This is a genomic window from Streptomyces sp. NPDC051578, from assembly GCF_044454045.1.
Lineage (GTDB): Bacteria > Actinomycetota > Actinomycetes > Streptomycetales > Streptomycetaceae > Streptomyces.
In genome coordinates this window covers 1,177,594-1,197,603 of sequence record NZ_JBITDH010000001.1, presented here as the reverse complement: position 1 = coordinate 1,197,603, position 20,010 = coordinate 1,177,594, and the positions used below count along the sequence as shown (strand labels likewise).

Here is a 20,010-nt window from a genome sequence, read left to right as displayed (position 1 = left end):
TGTGTCCTCGGTCTCCCGCGCCTTAGGGAACTCCCGCTCGTTAAGGGAGGGGAGGGCCCGTGTCCGTACCGGCACGGGCGGCGAATCCGAGTGAGGGAGTGGATGTGGGGGATGTGGCGGTAGGCGCGCGGTCCGGACGCGACGAGGGTGCCGAGCGGCCGGAGGACGGCGTCGAGAGCGAGACCGAGAAGGGCGGAGCCGGGGCGCGCCCCCAGCGCTCGTTCTGGAAGGAGCTGCCGCTCCTCATCGGCATCGCCCTGCTGCTGGCCCTGCTGATCAAGACCTTCCTGGTGCAGGCGTTCTCGATCCCGTCGGAGTCGATGCAGAACACCCTGCAGCGCGGTGACCGGGTGCTCGTGGACAAGCTGACGCCGTGGTTCGGCTCGGAGCCCGAGCGCGGTGAGGTCGTGGTCTTCCACGACCCCGCCAACTGGCTCGCGGGCGAGGCCACCCCGGAGCCGAACTTCGCGCAGAAGGCCCTCAGCTGGATCGGCCTGATGCCGTCCGCCGAGGAGAAGGACCTGATCAAGCGGACCATCGCCATCGGCGGTGACACCGTCGAGTGCAAGCGGGGCGGGCCGGTCGTCGTCAACGGCAAGCCGCTGGACGAGCCGTACATCTACCCCGGCAACACGCCGTGCGACGATGCCCCCTTCGGCCCGATCACCGTCCCCAAGGGGAAGATCTGGGTGATGGGCGACCACCGGCAGAACTCCCAGGACTCCCGCTACCACATGCAGGACTCCACGCAGGGCTTCGTGCCGGTCAAGGACGTCGTCGGCCGGGCCGTGGTGGTCGCGTGGCCGGTCACCCGCTGGGCCACCCTCCCCGTTCCCGACACCTTCGACCAGCCCGGCATCGGCCACCAGGCCAAGGCCGCCGCGCTCGGTCTCGACGCCTCGGGACTGGCGCCGGTCGGACTGGCTCCTGCGGCCCTGGGGCTCACGGGCGCGGTCCCGGTCGTCCTGTGGCGCAGGCGGAAGCTGACCGGCGGCCATACCGCCGGGTAGGGTGCCGCCCAGGTCGACGATCCCGAGTGTGGGGGCTGCTGCAATGGGCGGAACAAGAGCGAGCGGTACGCAGGTCATACGGGGTGGCGGCAAGGGCCACGGCGGACTCGGCAACGTCTTGTCGGGAATCGCCGTGGCCGTCGGCTTTCTGCTCTTCCTCGGGGGTTTCGTCTGGGGGGCGCTGACCTACCAGCCGTACACGGTGCCGACCGACTCGATGGTGCCGACCGTACGGCCCGGCGACCGGGTGCTCGCCCAGCGGATCGACGGCGACCAGGTGCGCCGCGGCGACGTGGTCATCTTCACTGATTCCATGTGGAGTGACTCGCCCATGGTCAAGCGGGTGGTCGCGGTCGGCGGCGACACCGTGAAGTGCTGCGGCACGGGCGGCAAGCTCACCGTGAACGGCAAGGAGCTGGACGAGCCCTACCTGGACGACGCCCGGCTCACCCCCCTGGATCCGGCGACCGTGCCGGTGCCCGGGGGAGCCTCCGACATCGCCTTCGAGGTGAAGGTTCCCGAGGGCAACCTCTTCCTGCTCGGTGACCACCGCGCGGGCTCGCTGGACTCCCGGGCCCACCTCCAGGAGAGCGGGCAGGGGACCGTGGCCCGCTCGGCGGTCAGCGCCCGGGTGGACGCGCTGGCCTGGCCGTCGATGGCGATGGTCGAGCGGCCCCGGGCGTACGCCGCGCTCCCCGGCGGGACCTCCCGGCCCGGGCCGCTGCGGCTCCAGCTGGCCGCCGTGGTGGCCGGTGCCGCCCTGGTGCTCCTCGGGGCCGCCTACGGGCCCGTCACGCGGGTGCTGGGTCGCGGGCGCCGACGGGAGCGCACCGATGCCCGCTGACCCGGTCCGCAAGGTGTCCCGGGTCATCCTGCTGGACCCGCAGGACCGGATCCTGCTGCTGCACGGCTTCGAACCGGACGATCCCGCGAACGACTGGTGGTTCACCCCGGGCGGCGGGGTGGAGGGCACCGAGACGCGTGCGGAGGCCGCCCTGCGGGAACTCGCGGAGGAGACCGGCATCACCGAAGTGGAGCTGGGGCCGGTGCTGTGGCACCGGTACTGCGCCTTCCCCTTCGACGGACGGCGCTGGGAGCAGGACGAGTGGTACTTCCTCGCCCGGACGAGCCGGGAAGCGACGGTGACGACCGGGTTCACGGAGCTGGAGCGGCGCACCGTCACAGGGGCGAGGTGGTGGACCTCCGAGGAACTTCTCTCGGCACATGAGACGGTGTACCCGACCAGACTCGCCGGGTTGCTCCGTACGCTGCTCGACGACGGTCCTCCGGGTGCGCCGGTGGTCCTGGCCCCTGAAATCGTTTAGGGGCCCGGAGCTCTGGCGCACAATAGGGGGACGCACGGCTGAAGGGGAACATGCCATGAGTGCCGAGGACCTCGAAAAGTACGAGACCGAGATGGAGCTGAAGCTCTATCGGGAGTACCGCGACGTCGTCGGTCTGTTCAAGTACGTGATCGAGACGGAACGCCGTTTCTACCTCACCAACGACTACGAGATGCAGGTGCACTCGGTCCAGGGGGAGGTCTTCTTCGAGGTCACCATGGCCGACGCGTGGGTCTGGGACATGTACCGTCCGGCCCGCTTCGTCAAGCAGGTGCGCGTACTGACCTTCAAGGACGTGAACATCGAGGAGCTGAACAAGAGCGACCTCGAACTTCCCGGCAGCTGATCAGAGGGCCGCCGCAGCTGCCGCCGCCGGGCCGGCTGGGCGGCCCAGGTGTCACCCGCAGGGGTGAGCGGGTTTTCCACAACGCCGCTGTTGTCCACCAAGATCCACAAGCAGGGCCGGGACGCGGGACCGTCGGTGCCGGAGGTGGTGCCGGATGGACGCGAAGTGCGTGGCACAGCAGCAGGCATTGGGCCGGTACGGCGAGGAGCTCGCGGTACGGCGGCTCACCGAGTCCGGGATGACGGTGATCGCCCGGAACTGGCGGTGCCGCAGCGGGGAGATCGACATCGTCGCGCGGGACGGTGACTGCCTCGTGGTGTGCGAGGTGAAGACGCGCAGGGCGGGGGAGGCCGGGCAGGGGCTGTTCGAGCACCCCATGGCCGCGGTCCGGCCCGGCAAGGCCGAGCGGCTGCGCCGGCTCGCCGGGCGCTGGCTCGCCGATCACGGGGGACCACCGCCGGGCGGGGTGCGGATCGACCTCGTCGGGATCCTGCTGCCGCGGCGCGGTGCGCCCGTGGTGGAACACGTCAGGGGGGCGGCCTGATGGGGTTCGCGCGGGCCTGCTCGGTGGCCCTGGTGGGCGTCGAGGGCGTGGTGGTCGAGGTCCAGGCCGACCTGGAGCCGGGTGTCGCGGCCTTCACCCTGGTGGGGCTGCCCGACAAGACGCTGGTCGAAAGCCGGGACCGGGTGCGGGCCGCCGTGGTCAACTCCGGCGCGTCCTGGCCGCAGAAGAAGCTCACGGTCGGACTCAGTCCGGCCTCCGTACCCAAGTCGGGCGCCGGCTTCGACCTCGCTGTGGCGGCGGCCGTGCTGGGGGCCGCCGAGGTGGTCGACCCGGGCGCCATCGCCGATCTGGTCCTCATCGGGGAGCTCGGGCTGGACGGCCGGGTGCGGCCGGTCCGGGGAGTCCTGCCCGCCGTACTGGCCGCCGCCGAGGCCGGGTACCGGCAGGTGGTGGTGCCCCAGCAGTGCGCCGCCGAGGCGATGCTGGTCCCGGACGTCTCGGTGCTCGGCGTGCGGAGCCTGCGGCAGCTGATCGCCGTCCTGACCGACGGGGTCGTTCCCGAGGAGGAGGACCCGGCCGCCGGGCGCCCCGATCCCATGCTGGCCGGGCTGCTGGTCCCGGGCGCGGGACTGGGCACCGGCATCTCCCGCGGGGGCGGTGGCGGAGGGGACGGCGGCGCTGGTGGGGACGGCCCCGACCTGCCGGACCTCGCCGATGTCGCGGGGCAGCACGCGGCCCGCCGGGCCTTGGAGGTGGCCGCCTCGGGCGGACACCACCTCTTCCTGAGCGGGCCTCCGGGCGCGGGCAAGACGATGCTCGCCGAGCGGCTGCCCTGGATCCTTCCGCCGCTCACCCGACAGGATTCCCTTGAGGTGACGGCCGTCCACTCGGTCGCGGGAATCCTGCCGCCCGGCGAACCGCTGCTCGCCCGGCCGCCCTACTGCGCCCCGCACCACTCCGCGACCATGCAGTCCCTGGTCGGCGGCGGGGCGGGGGTGCCCAGGCCTGGGGCGGTCTCCCTGGCCCACCGGGGCGTCCTCTTCCTCGACGAGGCGGCCGAGTTCGGCTCGAAGGCACTGGACGCCCTGCGCCAGCCACTCGAAGCGGGGCACGTGGTCATCGCCCGGGCCGCCGGGGTGGTAAGGCTGCCGGCCCGCTTCCTGATGGTCCTCGCCGCCAACCCCTGCCCGTGCGGGCGCCACACCCTCCAAGGGGCCGGCTGCGAATGCCCGGCCTCGGTGATCCGGCGCTACCAGGCGAGGCTGTCCGGGCCGCTCCTCGACCGGGTCGACCTGCGCGTGGAGGTGGAGCCCGTCACCCGCTCCGACCTGCTGGGGCACGGCGGCCGGGGGGAAGCCACCGCGGTGGTCGCCGACCGGGTCCGCGAAGCCAGGGACCGGGCCGCCGCCCGGCTCGACGGCACTCCCTGGCGGCTCAACTCCGAGGTGCCCGGGCACGAGCTGCGCACCCGCTGGCAGGCCGGCCCGGGAGCGCTGGCGCAGGCCGAGCGGGACATGGAACGGGGGCTGCTCACGGCGCGGGGGCTGGACCGGGTGCTGCGGGTCGCGTGGACCGTGGCCGACCTGCGCGGCAACGAACGCCCCGACGCGCTGGACGTGGCGGTCGCGCTGGAGCTGCGCACCGGGATCGCCCGCGGGGCGACGCTGGCCATGGTGGCGGAGTCATGAGCCCCGGGGAAGAGCCGGATGCCGAGCCGGGAGCACCGGGAGCGGCGGGGCCGGAGCCGGGCGGCGGGTCCCGGGAGCCGGGAGCGGCGGGGCCGGAGCCGGGCGGCGGGTCCCGGGAGCCGGGAGCGGCGGGGCCGGATGAGCGGGAGCCCGGTGCCGCGGGGCCGGATGCCGGGTCCGGGGCGGAGGCGGGCGCGGAGCTGTTGGCCCGGGCCGCCCTGACCCGGGTACTGGAGCCCGGGGACGAGCACGCGGGGCGCTGGCTGCGCGAGTTCGGCGCCGTGGGACTGATACGGCTGCTGACCGGGCCCGACCCGGGGCCGGGGGAGCGGCGCCCGAGCGGGGTGGGGCCGGAGCGCCTCGCCGGATACCGCAGACGGGCCGCCCTCGCCGACCCCCGGCGCGACCTGGCGGAGGCCGCCGGAGCGGGAGTGCGGTTCATCTGCCCCGGATCGGCGCAGTGGCCGACGCAGCTGGACGACCTCGGTGACGCCCGGCCGGTCGGGCTGTGGGTACGCGGCGGGGCGGACCTGCGGACCTGGGCGCTGCGCTCGATCGCCGTGGTCGGCGCCCGGGCCTGTACCCCGTACGGGGCCCACATGGCGCAGACCCTGGCGGCGGGCCTCGCCGAGCGCGGCTGGGTGGTGGTCTCCGGCGCGGCCTACGGGATCGACGGGGCGGCCCACCGCGGGGCCCTGGCCTCGGGCGGAGCCACCGTCGCGGTCCTGGCCTGCGGCGCGGACGTCGCCTACCCCCGAGGGCACGCCGGGCTGCTCGGCAGGATCGCGGGCCAGGGACTGGTCCTGGGCGAGCTGCCGCCGGGCAGCCACCCCACCGCGAGCCGGTTCGTGCTGCGCAACCGGGTCATCGCCGCCCTCACCAGGGGAACGGTGGTCGTGGAGGCCGCGGTGCGCAGCGGTTCCCTGGTCACCGCCAGGCGGGCCCGGGAGCTGGGCCGCTTCACGATGGGCGTTCCCGGCCCCGCGACCAGCTCCCTGTCGGCCGGGGTCCATGAACTGCTGCGCGCCGAGGCGGTGCTCGTCACGGACGCGGCCGAGGTGGTCGAGCTGGTCGGCGGCATGGGCGAGCTGGCTCCCGAACGGCGGGGCCCGGTCTTCCCCCGGGACTTGCTGGACCCGGCCGCCGCCAGGGTGCTCGAAGCCCTCCCGGCGGGTCGCCCCGCGCAGGTGGAGGAGGTTGCCCTCGCCGCCGGCACCGGCACCGATGAAGTCATCGGCAGACTGTACGAACTTCACTCTCTGGGGTTCGTCGAACGGCAGGGCGACGCCTGGCAGTTGACCCCGGGCAGGCTCCAGGGAGGCACTCGAACCGGTGGTGCCCGGCGAGGCGGTCGTTGACCTGGGGCGTTCCGGTGAAAGAGTGACGCCGATGAGAGACGCGGTCTTCCCGGGGGCGGTCGCCGGGACCGTGCGCCAGGCGCCGGTCCCGGCCCGTCCATGCCGTTCGGGGCGCTCTTGGGCCCCCGCGCCATCCCGTACTCTTCGCGCACCGCGACACTTCCGTCACGCTACGCTCCCAAGGAATCCGGCTCCGGCAAAGGCGAAGCATGCCCCAGCACACCTCAGGGTCTGACCGCGCTGCGGTGCCCCCCGCTGCCCGCGGCGGCAGTGTGCGGTCCACCGCGCCCTCGTCCCTGGAGGTGCTGTGGCGCTCGTACAAGGACTCGGGTGACGAGCGGCTGCGGGAGCAGCTGATCCTGCACTACTCGCCGCTGGTGAAGTACGTGGCCGGCCGCGTCAGCGTGGGCCTGCCGCCCAACGTCGAACAGGCCGACTTCGTCTCCTCCGGCGTCTTCGGGCTCATCGACGCCATCGAGAAGTTCGACATCGAGAGGTCCATCAAGTTCGAGACGTACGCGATCACCCGGATCCGCGGCGCGATGATCGACGAACTGCGGGCGCTGGACTGGATCCCCCGCTCGGTCCGGCAGAAGGCGCGGGCCGTGGAGCGCGCGTACGCCACCCTGGAGGCCCAGCTGCGGCGCACCCCCACCGAGCAGGAGGTGGCCGGGGAGATGGGGATCGGTGTGGAGGAACTCCACACCGTGTTCAGCCAGCTGTCGCTGGCGAACGTGGTGGCCCTGGAGGAACTGCTGCACGTCGGCGGCGAAGGCGGCGACCGGCTCTCGCTCATGGACACCCTGGAGGACCACGCCGCCGACGACCCGGTGGAGGTGGCCGAGGACCGCGAGCTGCGCAGGCTGCTCGCCCGCGCGATCAACACGCTCCCGGAGCGGGAGAAGACGGTCGTCACCCTGTACTACTACGAGGGCCTCACCCTCGCGGAGATCGGCAACGTGCTGGGCGTCACCGAGAGCCGGGTCAGTCAGATCCACACCAAGTCCGTGCTCCAGCTGCGGGCCAAGCTCGCGGACGTCGGCCGGTGACGACGGGCACGACCGGCGGCACGGAAGGCCGTTGCTTGTGCCGATGACCCGTGTCCGGACGGCCGTTGCTCCGTAGAGTGGTCGGGTGCCAAGGATTCGAGCGGCCTCCGTGGCCGAGCACCGGTCTATGCAGCGCGACGCCCTGTTGGACGCCGCCCGTTCCCTGCTGTCCGAAGGCGGTACGGAGGCCCTGACCTTCCCCGCCCTCGCCCGGCGCACCGGGCTCGCCCGGTCCTCCGTGTACGAGTACTTCCGCTCCCGCGCGGCGGTCGTCGAGGAGCTGTGCGCGGTGGACTTCCCGGTCTGGGCCGCCGAGATCGAAGCGGCGATGGAGGCGGCCCCGACGCCCGAGGCGAAGATCGAGGCCTATGTCCGCAGCCAGCTCGGGCTGGTCGGGGACCGGCGCCACCGGGCGGTGGTGGCGATCTCCGCCAGCGAGCTGGACGCCGGCGCGCGGGAGAAGATCCGCGCGGCGCACGGCGGACTGGTGGCGATGATCGTCCAGGCCCTGGCCGCCCTCGGGCAGGCGGAGCCGAAGCTGGCCGCGATGCTGCTGCAAGGGGTCGTGGACGCGGCGGTCCGGCGGATCGAACTCGGCGCCGCGGAGGACCCGGCCGTGGTGACGGAGGCGGCGGTCGCGATGGCCCTGCGCGGCGTCCGCGGCTGAGCGGCGCCGGCCTCAGCCGCCGACCGGCGGCGACGTCGGGAGCAGCCTCGGGACCGGGCGCGGGAGCAGGGCCAGCGGGTTGAGGTACGTCCCGCCCGCCAGCAGGCCCCAGTGCAGGCAGGGCTCCGGGCAGTGGGCGCCCTCCGTGAGCACCGCCACCACCTGCCCGGCCGTGACCTCCTCGCCCTCCGCGACGAGCGGCCGGACCGGTTCGTACGTGGTGCGCAGGCCGCCCGGGAGGGTCAGGGAGAGCACCCCGCGCCCCGCGACCTGCCCCGCGTAGTACACCCGGCCGGGCCCCACGGCGCGCAGCCGCGCCCCCACGGGCGCCGCCAGGTCCACTCCGCGGTGACCGGCCGCGTACGGCGTCGGCGGCGGGTCCCACCACCGCGCCACCACCAGCGGCGGCGGCAGCGGGCGGACGGCGGAGGGGAGCGCCTGGGACAGCGCCACGAGCAGGGTGAGCAGCAGTGTCGTCATGGGGGACAGCGTCCCGCGGCGCCCCGGGGCGCCGCCGGGGCCTGTGGACAACCCGGACGGTGTGGACAAGCGCGTCACCCGGCATACCGCCGGGTCCCGTACACTTCTTGTGGCGATCCGGGTCACCGGGTCGACTTCGCACGCCCCAGCACCGGCCCGTCAGGCCAGGTGAGAGCGTCTCTCGGTCCCCTCTTCGGGGGCAGGGCGCGTCGGGGCGTCAGGAACCAAACCGAGAAAACAAGGAGATGGCCATGGCCGTCGTAACGATGCGGGAGCTGCTGGAAAGCGGCGTCCACTTCGGTCACCAGACCCGTCGCTGGAACCCGAAGATGAAGCGCTTCATCTTCACCGAGCGCAACGGCATCTACATCATCGACCTGCTCCAGTCGCTGTCGTACATCGACCGCGCCTACGAGTTCGTGAAGGAGACCGTCGCGCACGGTGGCTCCATCATGTTCGTCGGTACCAAGAAGCAGGCGCAGGAAGCGATCGCCGAGCAGGCGACGCGCGTCGGCATGCCGTACGTCAACCAGCGCTGGCTCGGTGGCATGCTCACCAACTTCTCCACCGTCTACAAGCGCCTCCAGCGTCTGAAGGAGCTTGAGGCGATCGACTTCGAGGACGTCGCCGCCTCGGGTCTCACCAAGAAGGAGCTCCTGGTCCTCTCCCGCGAGAAGATCAAGCTGGAGAAGACCCTCGGTGGTATCCGCGAGATGTCGAAGGTCCCCAGCGCCGTCTGGATCGTCGACACCAAGAAGGAGCACATCGCCGTCGGTGAGGCGCGCAAGCTCCACATCCCGGTCGTCGCGATCCTCGACACCAACTGCGACCCCGACGAGGTCGACTACAAGATCCCGGGCAACGACGACGCGATCCGCTCCGTCACCCTGCTCACCCGCGTGATCGCCGACGCCGTCGCCGAGGGCCTCATCGCCCGTTCCGGCGCTGCGACCGGTGACTCGAAGCCGGGCGAGAAGGCCGCCGCCGAGCCGCTCGCCGAGTGGGAGCGCGACCTGCTCGAGGGCGAGAAGAAGGCCGACGAGCCGGCCGCCGAGGCCGCTCCGGCCGAGGCCGCTGCCGAGGCCCCGGCCGCCGAGGCCGAGGCCGTCGTCGAGGCCCCGGCCGCCGACGCCGAGCAGGCCTGACCCACTGAGAGCGCCCGGCGTTCACGCGCCGGGCACTCACAGCACGGACGATGACGGCGGGGGAGCAGCGCCACGAGCGCGACTCCTCCGCCGCTCACCCTGGATCTACGACTTCGAGAGAGAATCCAAGACTCATGGCGAACTACACCGCCGCTGACGTCAAGAAGCTCCGCGAGCTCACCGGCGCCGGCATGCTGGACTGCAAGAACGCGCTCGTCGAGGCCGACGGCGACGTCGAGAAGGCCAACGAGATCCTGCGCGTCAAGGGCCTCAAGGGCGTTGCCAAGCGCGAGGGCCGCTCCGCCGAGAACGGCGCCGTCGCCTCCCTCATCGCCGCGGACAACACCTCCGGCGTCCTGCTCGAGCTCAAGTGCGAGACCGACTTCGTCGCGAAGAGCCCGAAGTTCCTCGCCGTCGCCGACGAGCTGGCCCAGCACGTGGCCGCCACCAACCCGGCGGACATCGAGGCGCTGCTCGCCTCCGAGATCAAGCCCGGCCAGACCGTCCAGGCGTTCGTGGACGAGGCCAACGCCAACCTCGGCGAGAAGATCGTCCTGGACCGCTTCGCGCAGTACCAGGGTGCCTTCGTCTCCGCGTACATGCACCGCACCATGCCCGACCTGCCCCCGCAGATCGGTGTCCTGGTCGAGCTGGACAAGGCCGACGCCGACCTGGCCAAGGGCATCGCCCAGCACATCGCCGCCTTCGCGCCGAAGTACCTCTCCAAGGAGGACGTCCCGGCCGAGGTCGTCGAGAGCGAGCGTCGCGTCGCCGAGGAGACCACCCGCGCGGAGGGCAAGCCCGAGGCTGCCCTGCCGAAGATCGTCGAGGGTCGCGTCAACGGCTTCTTCAAGGAAGCCACGCTCCTCGGCCAGCCGTACGCGCTGGACAACAAGAAGTCCGTCCAGAAGGTCCTGGACGAGGCCGGTGTCAAGCTGGTGCGCTTCACCCGCATCAAGGTCGGCATCTGAGTCCGTCCGTACGCGACGGACACCGGACCCCGGTAGGGTCTGAAGCAGTCGTCCGCGCTCGCGCAGGGCGACCGCAGATCTGACGAGGAGGCCATTGCCGTAGAGGGAACCGCGAGGACCCACCGGCAATGGCCTTCTTCGTATGTGCACGAGGAGATCCCATGAATCAGGGCGTGGACCCCCACACCGCTTCCGACGACAAGAGCGACCACGACAAGAAGGGCCGCCGCTTCATGCTGAAGCTGTCGGGCGAGGCCTTCTCCGGCGGCGGCGGGCTGGGCGTCGACCCTGACGTCGTGCACGCCATCGCGCGTGAGATCGCTGCCGTGGTCCGTGACGGCGCGGAGATCGCGATCGTCATCGGCGGCGGCAACTTCTTCCGTGGCGCCGAGCTCCAGCAGCGCGGCATGGACCGTGCCCGTTCCGACTACATGGGCATGCTCGGCACGGTCATGAACTGCCTCGCCCTCCAGGACTTCCTGGAGAAGGAGGGCATCGACAGCCGCGTCCAGACCGCCATCACGATGGGCCAGGTCGCGGAGCCGTACATCCCGCTGCGTGCCGTGCGGCACTTGGAGAAGGGCCGCGTCGTCATCTTCGGCGCCGGCATGGGCATGCCGTACTTCTCCACCGACACCACGGCCGCCCAGCGCGCCCTGGAGATCGACGCGGAGGCCCTGCTCATGGGCAAGAACGGCGTCGACGGGGTCTACGACTCCGACCCGAAGACCAACCCCGACGCGGTGAAGTTCGACGCGCTGGAGTACAGCGAGGTGCTGTCCCGGGACCTCAAGGTCGCCGACGCCACCGCCATCACGCTGTGCCGCGACAACCGGCTGCCGATCCTGGTCTTCGAGCTCCTCGCCGAGGGCAATATCGCCCGTGCCGTCAAGGGTGAGAAGATCGGCACGCTCGTGAGCGACCAGGGCACCCGGGTCTGACCTCCGCCGCCGGGCCCCGCCCGCAGCGGACCGGCCCGGCCGGCCCGCCCCGCCTGAACCATCCATATCTGACATGCAGGAGCACGTGGTGATCGAAGAAATCCTCCTCGAAGCCGAGGAGAAGATGGAGAAGGCCGTCGTCGTCGCCAAGGAAGACTTCGCCGCGATTCGCACGGGCCGTGCGCACCCGGCGATGTTCAACAAGATCGTGGCGGACTACTACGGCGCCATCACGCCCATCAACCAGCTCGCCTCCTTCGCGGTGCCCGAGCCGCGCATGGCCGTGGTGACCCCGTTCGACGCGTCCGCGCTGCGCAACATCGAGCAGGCCATCCGCGACTCCGACCTCGGCGTCAACCCGAGCAACGACGGCCGCATCATCCGGGTGACCTTCCCCGAGCTGACGCAGGAGCGCCGCAAGGAGTACGTCAAGGTCGCCCGCACCAAGGCCGAGGACTCCAAGGTCTCGATCCGCTCCATCCGCCGCAAGGCGAAGGACGCCCTCGACAAGCTCGTCAAGGACAAGGAGTCCGGCGAGGACGAGGTGCGCCGCGCGGAGAAGGAGCTCGACGACACCACCGCGAAGTACGTCACGCAGGTGGACGAGCTGCTCAAGCACAAGGAAGCCGAGCTCCTCGAAGTCTGATGAACGACTCTTCCTGGCAGCCGGAGCCCGTTCCGGCGGGTCCCGCATACGATGCGCAGGTGGGCCCGCAGACTCGGCCCATGCCCATCGTGCCCGATGCCGCCGGCCGTGACTTCGACGACCGGGAAGCACGCGATCGGGGGGTCGCCGCCGACAGCGGCCCCCTCTTCCGCGCCGAGACGCCGCCGCAGGAGCCCATGCCCAGCCCCCCGCCCCCGCCTTCCCAGGCACCCCAGGACGCCTCCCCGCCGCCGAAGAAGCGCGCGGGGCGGGACCTGCGGGCCGCCATAGGGGTCGGCGTCGGCCTCGGAGCGGTGATCTTCGCCTCGCTCTTCATCGTGAAGGCCGTGTTCGTCGGCGTCATCGTCGTCGCGGTCGTCGTCGGTCTGTGGGAGCTCACCTCCCGGCTCCAGGAGAAGAAGGGCATCAAGGCGCCCCTCGTACCGCTCGCGGTCGGTGGCGCCGCCATGGTCATCGCCGGATACGTCCGGGGGGCCGAGGGCGCCTGGGTGGCGATGGCGCTGACCGCCCTGGCGGTGCTGGTCTGGCGCATGACCGAGCCGCCGGAGGACTACCTCAAGGACGTCACGGCGGGCGTCTTCGCCGCCTTCTACGTGCCCTTCCTCGCCACCTTCGTGGCGATGCTGCTCACCGCCGAGGACGGCCCCCAGCGGGTCGTGACCTTCCTGCTGCTGACCGTGGTCAGCGACACCGGGGCCTATGCGGTGGGCTGGCGCTTCGGCAAGACGAAGCTCGCCCCGCGCATCAGCCCCGGCAAGACGCGCGAGGGGCTGGTCGGCGCGGTGGCGTTCGCGATGGCGGCCGGCGCGCTGTGCATGGAGTTCCTCATCGACGGCGGCGTCTGGTGGCAGGGACTGCTGCTGGGCCTGGCCGTCGCCGTCAGCGCCACGCTGGGCGATCTGGGTGAGTCCATGATCAAGCGCGACCTGGGGATCAAGGACATGGGCACGCTGCTGCCCGGGCACGGCGGCATCATGGACCGGCTCGACTCGCTGCTGCCGACCGCGCCGGTGGTGTGGCTGCTGCTCGCCGCGTTCGTCGGCACCGGCTGATATCGGCTCCCGGGCGTCCCGGCCTGCGGGCGGTTCACCAGGAAAGCCCCCGCTGAGCTGGGGCGACGTACACGCGAACGCCTCGGGTGGGTCCGGGCGGTTACTCTTGGAAGGCGCGCTGCTTCTGCGGCGCGCCTTTCGTCTTACAAGGAGTACCCGCCATGGCCCGCCCCGTTCCGGGAGAGCTCACTTTCGTCGCCCCTCGCGGAGCGAAGAAGCCGCCCCGGCACCTCGCCGACATGACCCCGGCCGAACGCCGCGAGGCGGTCGCCGCGATCGGCGAGAAGCCGTTCCGGGCCAAGCAGCTCTCACAGCACTACTTCGCGCGCTACGCCCACGACCCCGCCGAGTGGACCGACATCCCGGCCGGCTCGCGGGAGAAGCTCCAGCAGGAACTGCTGCCCGACCTGATGAGCGTCGTGCGGCACATCTCGTGCGACGACGACACCACCCGCAAGACGCTGTGGAAGCTGCACGACGGCACCCTCGTCGAGTCGGTGCTGATGCGCTACCCCGACCGGGTCACCATGTGCATCTCCTCCCAGGCCGGCTGCGGGATGAACTGCCCGTTCTGCGCCACGGGCCAGGCCGGGCTCGACCGGAACCTGTCGACCGCCGAGATCGTGCACCAGATCGTCGACGGCATGCGCGCCCTGCGCGACGGCGAGGTCCCCGGAGGCCCGGCCCGGCTGTCGAACATCGTCTTCATGGGCATGGGCGAGCCGCTGGCCAACTACAACCGCGTCGTCGGCGCCATCCGCCGCCTGACCGACCCGGAGCCCGACGGCCTGGGCCTGTCGCAGCGCGGGATCACCGTCTCCACCGTCGGCCTGGTCCCGGCCATGCTGCGCTTCGCCGACGAGGGCTTCAAGTGCCGCCTCGCCGTCTCGCTGCACGCCCCCGACGACGAGCTGCGCGACACCCTGGTGCCGGTGAACACGCGCTGGAAGGTGCGCGAGGTACTGGACGCGGCCTGGGAGTACGCGGAGAAGTCCGGCCGCCGGGTCTCGATCGAGTATGCCCTGATCCGCGACATCAACGACCAGGCCTGGCGCGGTGACCTGCTCGGCAGGCTGCTCAAGGGCAAGCGGGTGCACGTCAACCTCATCCCGCTCAACCCGACGCCCGGCTCGAAGTGGACCGCGTCGCGGCCCGAGGACGAGAAGGCGTTCGTCGAGGCGATCGCCCGGCACGGCGTGCCGGTGACCGTGCGAGACACCCGCGGCCAGGAGATCGACGGCGCGTGCGGGCAGCTCGCCGCGTCCGAGCGGTAGCCTGCGCACGTCCGCGGCCTCTCCTGGGGGCCGAACCGGCCACGGGGTACCCTGTGGCCGAACCAATTGCATATTCCGACAGGGGAGCGCCACAGCGCTGAGAGTGCGGTAACCGTCATCCGCAGACCCTCTGAACCTCGCCCCGGTCATTCGGGGTAGGAAGTTCGGTCATTCACTCAAGCTGTTGCGCCCTGCCCGGCGACCGCTCCACCGAGCGCCGGGCAGGGCCGCGTCTTCTCCTGGACATCCCAGGAGGAATTCACCAGTGAGCACCACCAAGAAGTTCGCGGGCGCCCTGCTCGTGACGGCGCTGGGCGTCACCACGCTCGGCGCCTGCGGCGACGGCAAGGGCGAGCCCGCGGCGGGCGCGAGCGGCGCGCCGAAGTCCAAGACCGTCACCCTCGTCTCCCACGACTCCTTCGCCGTGAGCGAGCCGGTCCTCAAGGAGTTCGAGCAGCAGAGCGGCTACACCGTCAAGGTGCTCAAGTCCGGCGACGCCGGCGCCGCCCTCAACCAGGAGATCCTCACCAAGGGCTCGCCCCGCGGCGACGTCTTCTTCGGCGTGGACAACACGCTGCTCTCCCGCGCCCTCGACAACGGCATCTTCACCCCCTACGAGGCCAAGGGTCTCACCGAGGTCAAGCCCGGGTTCGTGCTGGACGGGCAGCACCGGGTCACCCCGGTGGACTCCGGCGACATCTGCGTCAACTACGACAAGCAGTACTTCGCGGACAAGAAGCTCGCCCCGCCGCAGACGCTGGACGACCTGATCAAGCCCGAGTACAAGAACCTGCTGGTCACCGAGAACGCCGCGACCTCCTCGCCGGGCCTCGGCTTCCTCCTCGCCTCCGTCGGCAAGTACGGCGACGAGGGCTGGAAGGACTACTGGAGCAAGCTCAAGGCCAACGGCGTCGAGGTGGTCGACGGCTGGGAGCAGGCCTACAACGAGCGGTTCTCCGGCTCCGCCGGCGGCAAGAAGGCCAAGGGCGACCGTCCGCTGGTCGTCTCCTACGCCTCCAGCCCGCCGGTCGAGGTCCTGTACGGCGAGCCGCAGCCGGCCGAGGCGCCCACGGGCGTCTCCACCGGCACCTGCTTCCGCCAGGTCGAGTTCGCGGGCCTGCTCAAGGGAGCGAAGAACGAGGCGGGCGGCAAGGCGCTCCTCGACTTCCTGCTGAGCAAGAAGTTCCAGGAGGACATGCCGCTCCAGATGTTCGTGAACCCGGTGGTCAAGGACGCCAAGCTGCCGGAACTGTTCACGAAGCACGGCGTGGTGATCGACAAGCCGGAGAACGTCGCGCCGGACACCATCGCCAAGAACCGTGACCAGTGGGTCAAGGCATGGTCCTCGCTCGTCGTGAAGTAGTACGCGACACCCCGGGAGAGGGCGTGCGGGCCACGGTCGTCAGGCTCGCCCTGATGGCCGTCCCGCTCGTCTTCTTCGGGCTGTTCTTCGCCTACCCCGTCGCCGCGATCGTCGGCCGCGGGCTCAAGACGGACGCCGGCTGGCAGTTCGGCCGCATCGGCGAGGTGCTCGCCCGGCCGGACATCGCCGACGTGCTGTGGTTCACGACCTGGCAGGCGCTCGCCTCGACGGGTCTCACGCTGCTGATCGCGCTCCCCGGCGCGTACGCCTTCGCGCGCTTCGACTTCCCGGGCAAGGGGCTGCTGCGGGCAGTGGTCACCGTGCCGTTCGTGCTGCCGACCGTGGTGGTCGGCACGGCCTTCCTCGCGCTGGTCGGCCGGAACGGACTCCTCGACGAACTGTGGGGGATCCGGCTCGACACCACCGTCTGGGCGATCCTGCTCGCGCACGTCTTCTTCAACTACGCCGTCGTCGTGCGGACGGTCGGCGGGCTGTGGGCGCAGCTCGACCCGCGGCAGGAGGAGGCCGCGCGGGTGCTGGGCGCCGGGCGGTTCGCGGCGTGGCGCAGGGTCACGCTGCCCGCGCTGGCCCCGGCGGTGGCCGCGGCGGCGCTGATGGTGTTCCTGTTCACCTTCTCCTCCTTCGGCGTGGTGCAGATCCTGGGCGGTCCCTCGTACTCGACGCTGGAGGTGGAGGTGTACCGGCAGACCGCACAGCTGCTGGACCTGCCGACCGCCGCCGTGCTGACCATGGTCCAGTTCGCCGCGATGGGGCTGGTCCTGGCCGTGCACGCCCGGACCGTGCGCCGCCGGGAGAGGGCGCTGCGGCTGGTGGACCCCGGCCGGACCGCGCACCGGCCGCACGGCCCGGGCGAGCGGGCGCTGCTGGGCGGGGTGCTGCTGACGGTGGCGCTGCTGATCGTGCTCCCGCTCGGCGTGCTGGTGGAGCGCTCCCTCGACGCTCCCGGCGGATACGGGCTCGGTTTCTACCGGGCACTGGAGGAGGCCGGCTCCGGGACGTTCCTGGTGCCGCCGCTGGAGTCGATCGGCAACTCGCTGGAGTACGCGCTGGCCGCGACGGCCATCGCGCTGGTGATCGGGGGGCTCGCCGCGGGAGCGCTCACCCGGCGCGCGGGGCGGTTCGTGCGCGGGTTCGACGCGTTGCTGATGCTGCCGCTCGGGGTGTCGGCGGTGACGGTGGGCTTCGGCTTCCTGATCACCCTGGACGAGCCGCCGCTGGATCTGCGGACCTCGTGGATCCTGGTACCGCTCGCGCAGGCGCTGGTGGGCGTCCCGTTCGTCGTACGGACCATGCTGCCGGTGCTGCGCGCGGTGGACGGGCGGCTGCGGGAGGCGGCCGCGGTGCTCGGCGCGTCGCCGTGGCGCGCGTGGCGGGAGGTGGACCTGCCGCTGGTGCGGCGGGCGCTGCTGATCGCGGCCGGGTTCGCCTTCGCCGTGTCGCTGGGGGAGTTCGGGGCGACCGTGTTCATCGCGCGGCCCGACCGGCCGACGCTGCCGGTGGCCGTGGCGCGGCTGCTGGGGCGGGCGGGGGAGATGAACTACGGGCAGGCCATGGCCCTGAGCACGATTTTGATGCTGGTGTGCGCGGTGTCCCTGCTGGTGCTGGAGCGACTGCGGCCCGACAAGACCTCGGGAGAGTTCTGATGACGTTGCTTCGGCTGGAGGGGGTGTCGGTCCGCTTCGGCGGGCGGGCCGCCGTGGACGGCGTCGACCTGGAGGTCGCCGAGCACGAGACCGTGTGCGTACTGGGGCCGAGTGGCAGCGGCAAGTCCACGCTGCTGCGGGTGGTGGCCGGGCTCCAGCCGGTGTCCGGGGGGCGGGTGCTGCTGGACGGCGCGGACCAGGCCGGGGTGCCGGTGCACCGTCGGGGGGTGGGCCTGATGTTCCAGGACCACCAGCTGTTCCCGCACCGGGACGTGGGCGGAAACGTGGGGTTCGGGCTGCGGATGCGGGGCGCGGGGCGGGGCGCCGGGCCGGGTTCCCACGGGGACCGCGTCGCGGAGTTGCTGGAGCTGGTCGGGCTGCCCGGCGCGCAGGGCCGGGCGGTGGCCTCGCTGTCGGGGGGCGAGCAGCAGCGGGTGGCGCTGGCCCGGGCGCTGGCGCCGTCCCCGCGGCTGCTGATGCTGGACGAGCCGCTGGGGCAGCTGGACCGCGGGCTGCGGGAGCGGCTGGTGGTCGAGCTGCGGGGGCTGTTCGCCCGGCTTGGGACGACCGTGCTGGCCGTGACCCACGACCAGGGCGAGGCCTTCGCGCTGGCCGACCGGGTGGTGGTGATGCGGGACGGGCGGATCGCACAGGCCGGGACCCCGCTGGAGGTCTGGCAGCGGCCGGCCTCGGAATTCGTGGCGCGGTTCCTGGGCTTCGAGAACGTGGTGCCGGCGGTGGTCGCGGGCGGGGTCGCGGACACCGAGTGGGGCAAGATCCCGGTGCCGGCCGGAGCGCCGGAGGGACCGCAGCGGGTGCTGGTCCGGCCCGCCGGGGTGACCCTGGGTGCGGACGGGCTCCGCTGCGAGGTGCTGTCCCGCACCTTCCGGGGGACGCACGTCGCGCTGTTGCTGCGTCCGGAGGCGGGGCCGGTGCTGGAGGCGGAGTGCGGGCTGGCGGGGGCGCCGGGGGTGGGGGACCGGGTCGCGGTGTCCTTCACGCCGTCGGAGGTGGTCGTCCTGCCGGTGGCGTAGCCGCTGCGCGGCGCCTGTCCCCGCCCCGCCCTTCTCCCGTTCACCGGGCGCGGTCCCGGCCCCGGTCCTCAATCGCCGGACGGGCTGAAGGGACGCGGGGCGGACCTGGGGCGCCGGACGGGCACTCGGGCCCCGGACCGGAAACCCGGCGGGGTGGGGTGCAAGCGGGGCGCGGTGCGGGGCCGGTCCTCGAACGCCGGATGGCTGCACCGACGGGGGGCCCAGCCCTGGTCCTCGAACGCTGGGCGGGTCGAGCGGATGCGGGTGCCGGCGGGGGCCGGCCCCCGGACGCCGGCCGGTGTGAACGGCCCCGGAGCCCGGACCGGTCCTTGCTACCCGGGCGGGCAGGACCGACCCGGGCCCGGAGCCGGTCCTCGAATGCCGGACGGGTTGGGCGGATGCGGGGCGGAGGCCTGGTCCGCGAACGCCGGGCGGCCTGGACCGACTCGGGGCGCGGACCTGGGGCGCCGGACGGGTGGGGCGGCTCCGGGTGGGGGCCCGGGGCGCGTTTCAGACCGCGGTCGGGACGGGTTCCTCGGCGGCGGGTTGGGGGGCGTCGTGGTTGCCGTACCAGGCCACCGCCACCGCGCCCGTCACTGCCAGGACGAAGCCCAGGGCCGCCAGCCAGGCGAGGCCCGGGCGGGACGCGTCGCCCAGCCAGAGCACACCGATCGCGCCGGGCAGCACGGTCTCGCCGACCACCAGCGCGGCCGTGGCCCCGTTCACCGAACCGATCTGCAGCGCGACCGTGTGCAGGTACATGCCGCCGACGCCCGCCAGCACGATCGCGTACAGGGCCGGGTCGCCGAGGAGGCCGCCGATCGAGAACGGCTCGATCCCGTCGAGGATCCGTACGCCGACGCCCAGCGCGCCGAAGGCCAGGCCCGACAGCAGGCCCGCGAGGATCGCGGCCCGCGCGCCGAGGAGGCGTACGGCCACCGTGCCGCCCACGATGATCAGCAGGGTGACCGCCAGCAGCCACCAGTGCGTGGGCATCGCCGCGTGATGGCCGCCTTCGTGGCCCGCGGCCGTCGCCAGCAGCACCAGCGCCGCGCACACGACCCCGATGGAGGTCCACTCCTTGCGCGAGAGCCGGATGCCCAGCAGCCTCACGCTCAGCACCGCGGTGATCACCAGGTTGGCGCTGATCACCGTCTGGGACAGGAACAGCGGAAGCAGGCGCGCCGCGAGCGCGCCCAGCCCGAACCCCACGAAGTCCAGGACGGTACCGAGGATGAACTCCCAGGTCATCGCCGCTTTCGCGGTCGAGGACAGGTTGGGGCCCCCGTGCGCGGTCACCCCGGAGGCCGCCGCCGACGAGCGGGCCGCCCGCCGGGAACCCACGGCTTGCAGGACGGAGCCCGTGCCGTAGCAGATGGACGCCGCGATGGCGGTCAGCAGTCCTATGAGCACCCGGGGGCTCCGTTCACGTCTGGCAGATTTTGCGGTGTGA

20 protein-coding genes and 1 riboswitch are annotated in these 20,010 nt (G+C 72.3%); of the genes, 18 read left to right on the top strand and 2 right to left on the bottom strand.

The window, feature by feature from the left end:
• Window positions 1-104 precede the first annotated feature (104 nt).
• From lepB (ACIA6C_RS05330) to ACIA6C_RS05290, 9 genes are all read left to right on the top strand, one after another.
• On the top strand, window positions 105-1,010 hold the full coding sequence (gene lepB / locus ACIA6C_RS05330) for a signal peptidase I (protein WP_399273059.1): 906 nt from the start codon (window positions 105-107) through the stop codon (window positions 1,008-1,010).
• Between the two features lie 43 nt (window positions 1,011-1,053).
• Window positions 1,054-1,854: a signal peptidase I gene (gene lepB / locus ACIA6C_RS05325; protein WP_399273057.1), complete on the top strand. Its 801-nt coding sequence runs from the start codon at window positions 1,054-1,056 to the stop codon at window positions 1,852-1,854.
• Entirely contained in the window at window positions 1,844-2,335 is a 492-nt protein-coding gene (locus tag ACIA6C_RS05320) for an NUDIX hydrolase (RefSeq protein ID WP_399273055.1), read from the top strand. Before lepB (ACIA6C_RS05325) ends, ACIA6C_RS05320 begins: the two co-directional genes overlap by 11 nt.
• Before the next feature lie 55 nt (window positions 2,336-2,390).
• The gene (locus ACIA6C_RS05315) at window positions 2,391-2,699 is read left to right on the top strand and encodes a DUF2469 domain-containing protein (RefSeq protein WP_006139554.1); all 309 of its coding nucleotides are present in this window, start codon (window positions 2,391-2,393) and stop codon (window positions 2,697-2,699) included.
• A 154-nt stretch (window positions 2,700-2,853) separates the two neighbouring features.
• Complete coding sequence (locus tag ACIA6C_RS05310; protein ID WP_366079901.1) at window positions 2,854-3,243, top strand: YraN family protein; 390 nt, start codon at window positions 2,854-2,856, stop codon at window positions 3,241-3,243.
• Complete coding sequence (locus tag ACIA6C_RS05305; RefSeq protein WP_399273053.1) at window positions 3,243-4,892, top strand: YifB family Mg chelatase-like AAA ATPase; 1,650 nt, start codon at window positions 3,243-3,245, stop codon at window positions 4,890-4,892. Before ACIA6C_RS05310 ends, ACIA6C_RS05305 begins: the two co-directional genes overlap by 1 nt.
• Entirely contained in the window at window positions 4,889-6,250 is a 1,362-nt protein-coding gene (gene dprA, locus ACIA6C_RS05300; protein WP_399273051.1) for a DNA-processing protein DprA, read from the top strand. The genes ACIA6C_RS05305 and dprA overlap by 4 nt, the downstream gene beginning before the upstream one ends.
• Window positions 6,251-6,459: 209 nt before the next feature.
• Entirely contained in the window at window positions 6,460-7,299 is an 840-nt protein-coding gene (whiG, locus tag ACIA6C_RS05295; protein ID WP_361128034.1) for an RNA polymerase sigma factor WhiG, read from the top strand.
• Between the two features lie 109 nt (window positions 7,300-7,408).
• Entirely contained in the window at window positions 7,409-7,966 is a 558-nt protein-coding gene (locus ACIA6C_RS05290; RefSeq protein ID WP_399274481.1) for a TetR/AcrR family transcriptional regulator, read from the top strand.
• A 12-nt stretch (window positions 7,967-7,978) separates the two neighbouring features.
• On the opposite strand, the gene ACIA6C_RS05285 is transcribed toward ACIA6C_RS05290, so the two are convergent.
• Complete coding sequence (locus tag ACIA6C_RS05285) at window positions 7,979-8,446, bottom strand: M23 family metallopeptidase (protein ID WP_399273049.1); 468 nt, start codon at window positions 8,444-8,446, stop codon at window positions 7,979-7,981.
• Window positions 8,447-8,697: 251 nt separating this feature from the next.
• Between ACIA6C_RS05285 and rpsB the strand changes: the two genes are divergently transcribed.
• From rpsB to ACIA6C_RS05240, 9 genes are all read left to right on the top strand, one after another.
• Window positions 8,698-9,591: a 30S ribosomal protein S2 gene (rpsB, locus tag ACIA6C_RS05280; RefSeq protein ID WP_361128028.1), complete on the top strand. Its 894-nt coding sequence runs from the start codon at window positions 8,698-8,700 to the stop codon at window positions 9,589-9,591.
• Between the two features lie 134 nt (window positions 9,592-9,725).
• On the top strand, window positions 9,726-10,562 hold the full coding sequence (tsf, locus tag ACIA6C_RS05275) for a translation elongation factor Ts (protein ID WP_361128025.1): 837 nt from the start codon (window positions 9,726-9,728) through the stop codon (window positions 10,560-10,562).
• Between the two features lie 161 nt (window positions 10,563-10,723).
• On the top strand, window positions 10,724-11,503 hold the full coding sequence (gene pyrH / locus ACIA6C_RS05270; RefSeq protein WP_136213434.1) for a UMP kinase: 780 nt from the start codon (window positions 10,724-10,726) through the stop codon (window positions 11,501-11,503).
• A gap of 88 nt (window positions 11,504-11,591) precedes the next feature.
• Window positions 11,592-12,149: a ribosome recycling factor gene (frr, locus tag ACIA6C_RS05265; RefSeq protein WP_190186850.1), complete on the top strand. Its 558-nt coding sequence runs from the start codon at window positions 11,592-11,594 to the stop codon at window positions 12,147-12,149.
• Window positions 12,149-13,222, top strand: coding sequence for a phosphatidate cytidylyltransferase (locus ACIA6C_RS05260; protein WP_361128022.1), 1,074 nt, complete (start codon window positions 12,149-12,151; stop codon window positions 13,220-13,222). Before frr ends, ACIA6C_RS05260 begins: the two co-directional genes overlap by 1 nt.
• A 161-nt stretch (window positions 13,223-13,383) precedes the next feature.
• Complete coding sequence (rlmN, locus tag ACIA6C_RS05255) at window positions 13,384-14,496, top strand: 23S rRNA (adenine(2503)-C(2))-methyltransferase RlmN (RefSeq protein WP_136213436.1); 1,113 nt, start codon at window positions 13,384-13,386, stop codon at window positions 14,494-14,496.
• 70 nt (window positions 14,497-14,566) lie between these two features.
• A riboswitch (TPP riboswitch) is annotated at window positions 14,567-14,676 on the top strand.
• A gap of 85 nt (window positions 14,677-14,761) precedes the next feature.
• Window positions 14,762-15,859 (top strand): thiamine ABC transporter substrate binding subunit, encoded by a 1,098-nt coding sequence (locus ACIA6C_RS05250; RefSeq protein WP_399273045.1) that lies wholly within the window; start codon window positions 14,762-14,764, stop codon window positions 15,857-15,859.
• A gap of 53 nt (window positions 15,860-15,912) precedes the next feature.
• Window positions 15,913-17,523, top strand: a complete 1,611-nt coding sequence (locus ACIA6C_RS05245) for an iron ABC transporter permease (RefSeq protein ID WP_366079910.1) — start codon at window positions 15,913-15,915, stop codon at window positions 17,521-17,523.
• Entirely contained in the window at window positions 17,523-18,557 is a 1,035-nt protein-coding gene (locus ACIA6C_RS05240; RefSeq protein ID WP_399273043.1) for an ABC transporter ATP-binding protein, read from the top strand. The genes ACIA6C_RS05245 and ACIA6C_RS05240 overlap by 1 nt, the downstream gene beginning before the upstream one ends.
• 510 nt (window positions 18,558-19,067) lie before the next feature.
• Here ACIA6C_RS05240 and ACIA6C_RS05235 read toward each other — a convergent pair.
• Complete coding sequence (locus ACIA6C_RS05235; RefSeq protein ID WP_399273041.1) at window positions 19,068-19,970, bottom strand: hypothetical protein; 903 nt, start codon at window positions 19,968-19,970, stop codon at window positions 19,068-19,070.
• Between the last annotated feature and the right edge of the window lie 40 nt (window positions 19,971-20,010).

Coding starts and splice junctions, on each gene's coding strand:
- lepB (WP_399273057.1), top strand. CDS start 1,054: ATGGGCGGAACAAGAGCGAGCGGTACGCAGGTCATACGGGGTGGCGGC.
- ACIA6C_RS05320 (WP_399273055.1), top strand. CDS start 1,844: ATGCCCGCTGACCCGGTCCGCAAGGTGTCCCGGGTCATCCTGCTGGAC.
- ACIA6C_RS05315 (WP_006139554.1), top strand. CDS start 2,391: ATGAGTGCCGAGGACCTCGAAAAGTACGAGACCGAGATGGAGCTGAAG.
- ACIA6C_RS05310 (WP_366079901.1), top strand. CDS start 2,854: ATGGACGCGAAGTGCGTGGCACAGCAGCAGGCATTGGGCCGGTACGGC.
- ACIA6C_RS05305 (WP_399273053.1), top strand. CDS start 3,243: ATGGGGTTCGCGCGGGCCTGCTCGGTGGCCCTGGTGGGCGTCGAGGGC.
- dprA (WP_399273051.1), top strand. CDS start 4,889: ATGAGCCCCGGGGAAGAGCCGGATGCCGAGCCGGGAGCACCGGGAGCG.
- whiG (WP_361128034.1), top strand. CDS start 6,460: ATGCCCCAGCACACCTCAGGGTCTGACCGCGCTGCGGTGCCCCCCGCT.
- ACIA6C_RS05285 (WP_399273049.1), bottom strand. CDS start 8,446: ATGACGACACTGCTGCTCACCCTGCTCGTGGCGCTGTCCCAGGCGCTC.
- rpsB (WP_361128028.1), top strand. CDS start 8,698: ATGGCCGTCGTAACGATGCGGGAGCTGCTGGAAAGCGGCGTCCACTTC.
- tsf (WP_361128025.1), top strand. CDS start 9,726: ATGGCGAACTACACCGCCGCTGACGTCAAGAAGCTCCGCGAGCTCACC.
- pyrH (WP_136213434.1), top strand. CDS start 10,724: ATGAATCAGGGCGTGGACCCCCACACCGCTTCCGACGACAAGAGCGAC.
- ACIA6C_RS05260 (WP_361128022.1), top strand. CDS start 12,149: ATGAACGACTCTTCCTGGCAGCCGGAGCCCGTTCCGGCGGGTCCCGCA.
- rlmN (WP_136213436.1), top strand. CDS start 13,384: ATGGCCCGCCCCGTTCCGGGAGAGCTCACTTTCGTCGCCCCTCGCGGA.
- ACIA6C_RS05245 (WP_366079910.1), top strand. CDS start 15,913: ATGGCCGTCCCGCTCGTCTTCTTCGGGCTGTTCTTCGCCTACCCCGTC.
- ACIA6C_RS05240 (WP_399273043.1), top strand. CDS start 17,523: ATGACGTTGCTTCGGCTGGAGGGGGTGTCGGTCCGCTTCGGCGGGCGG.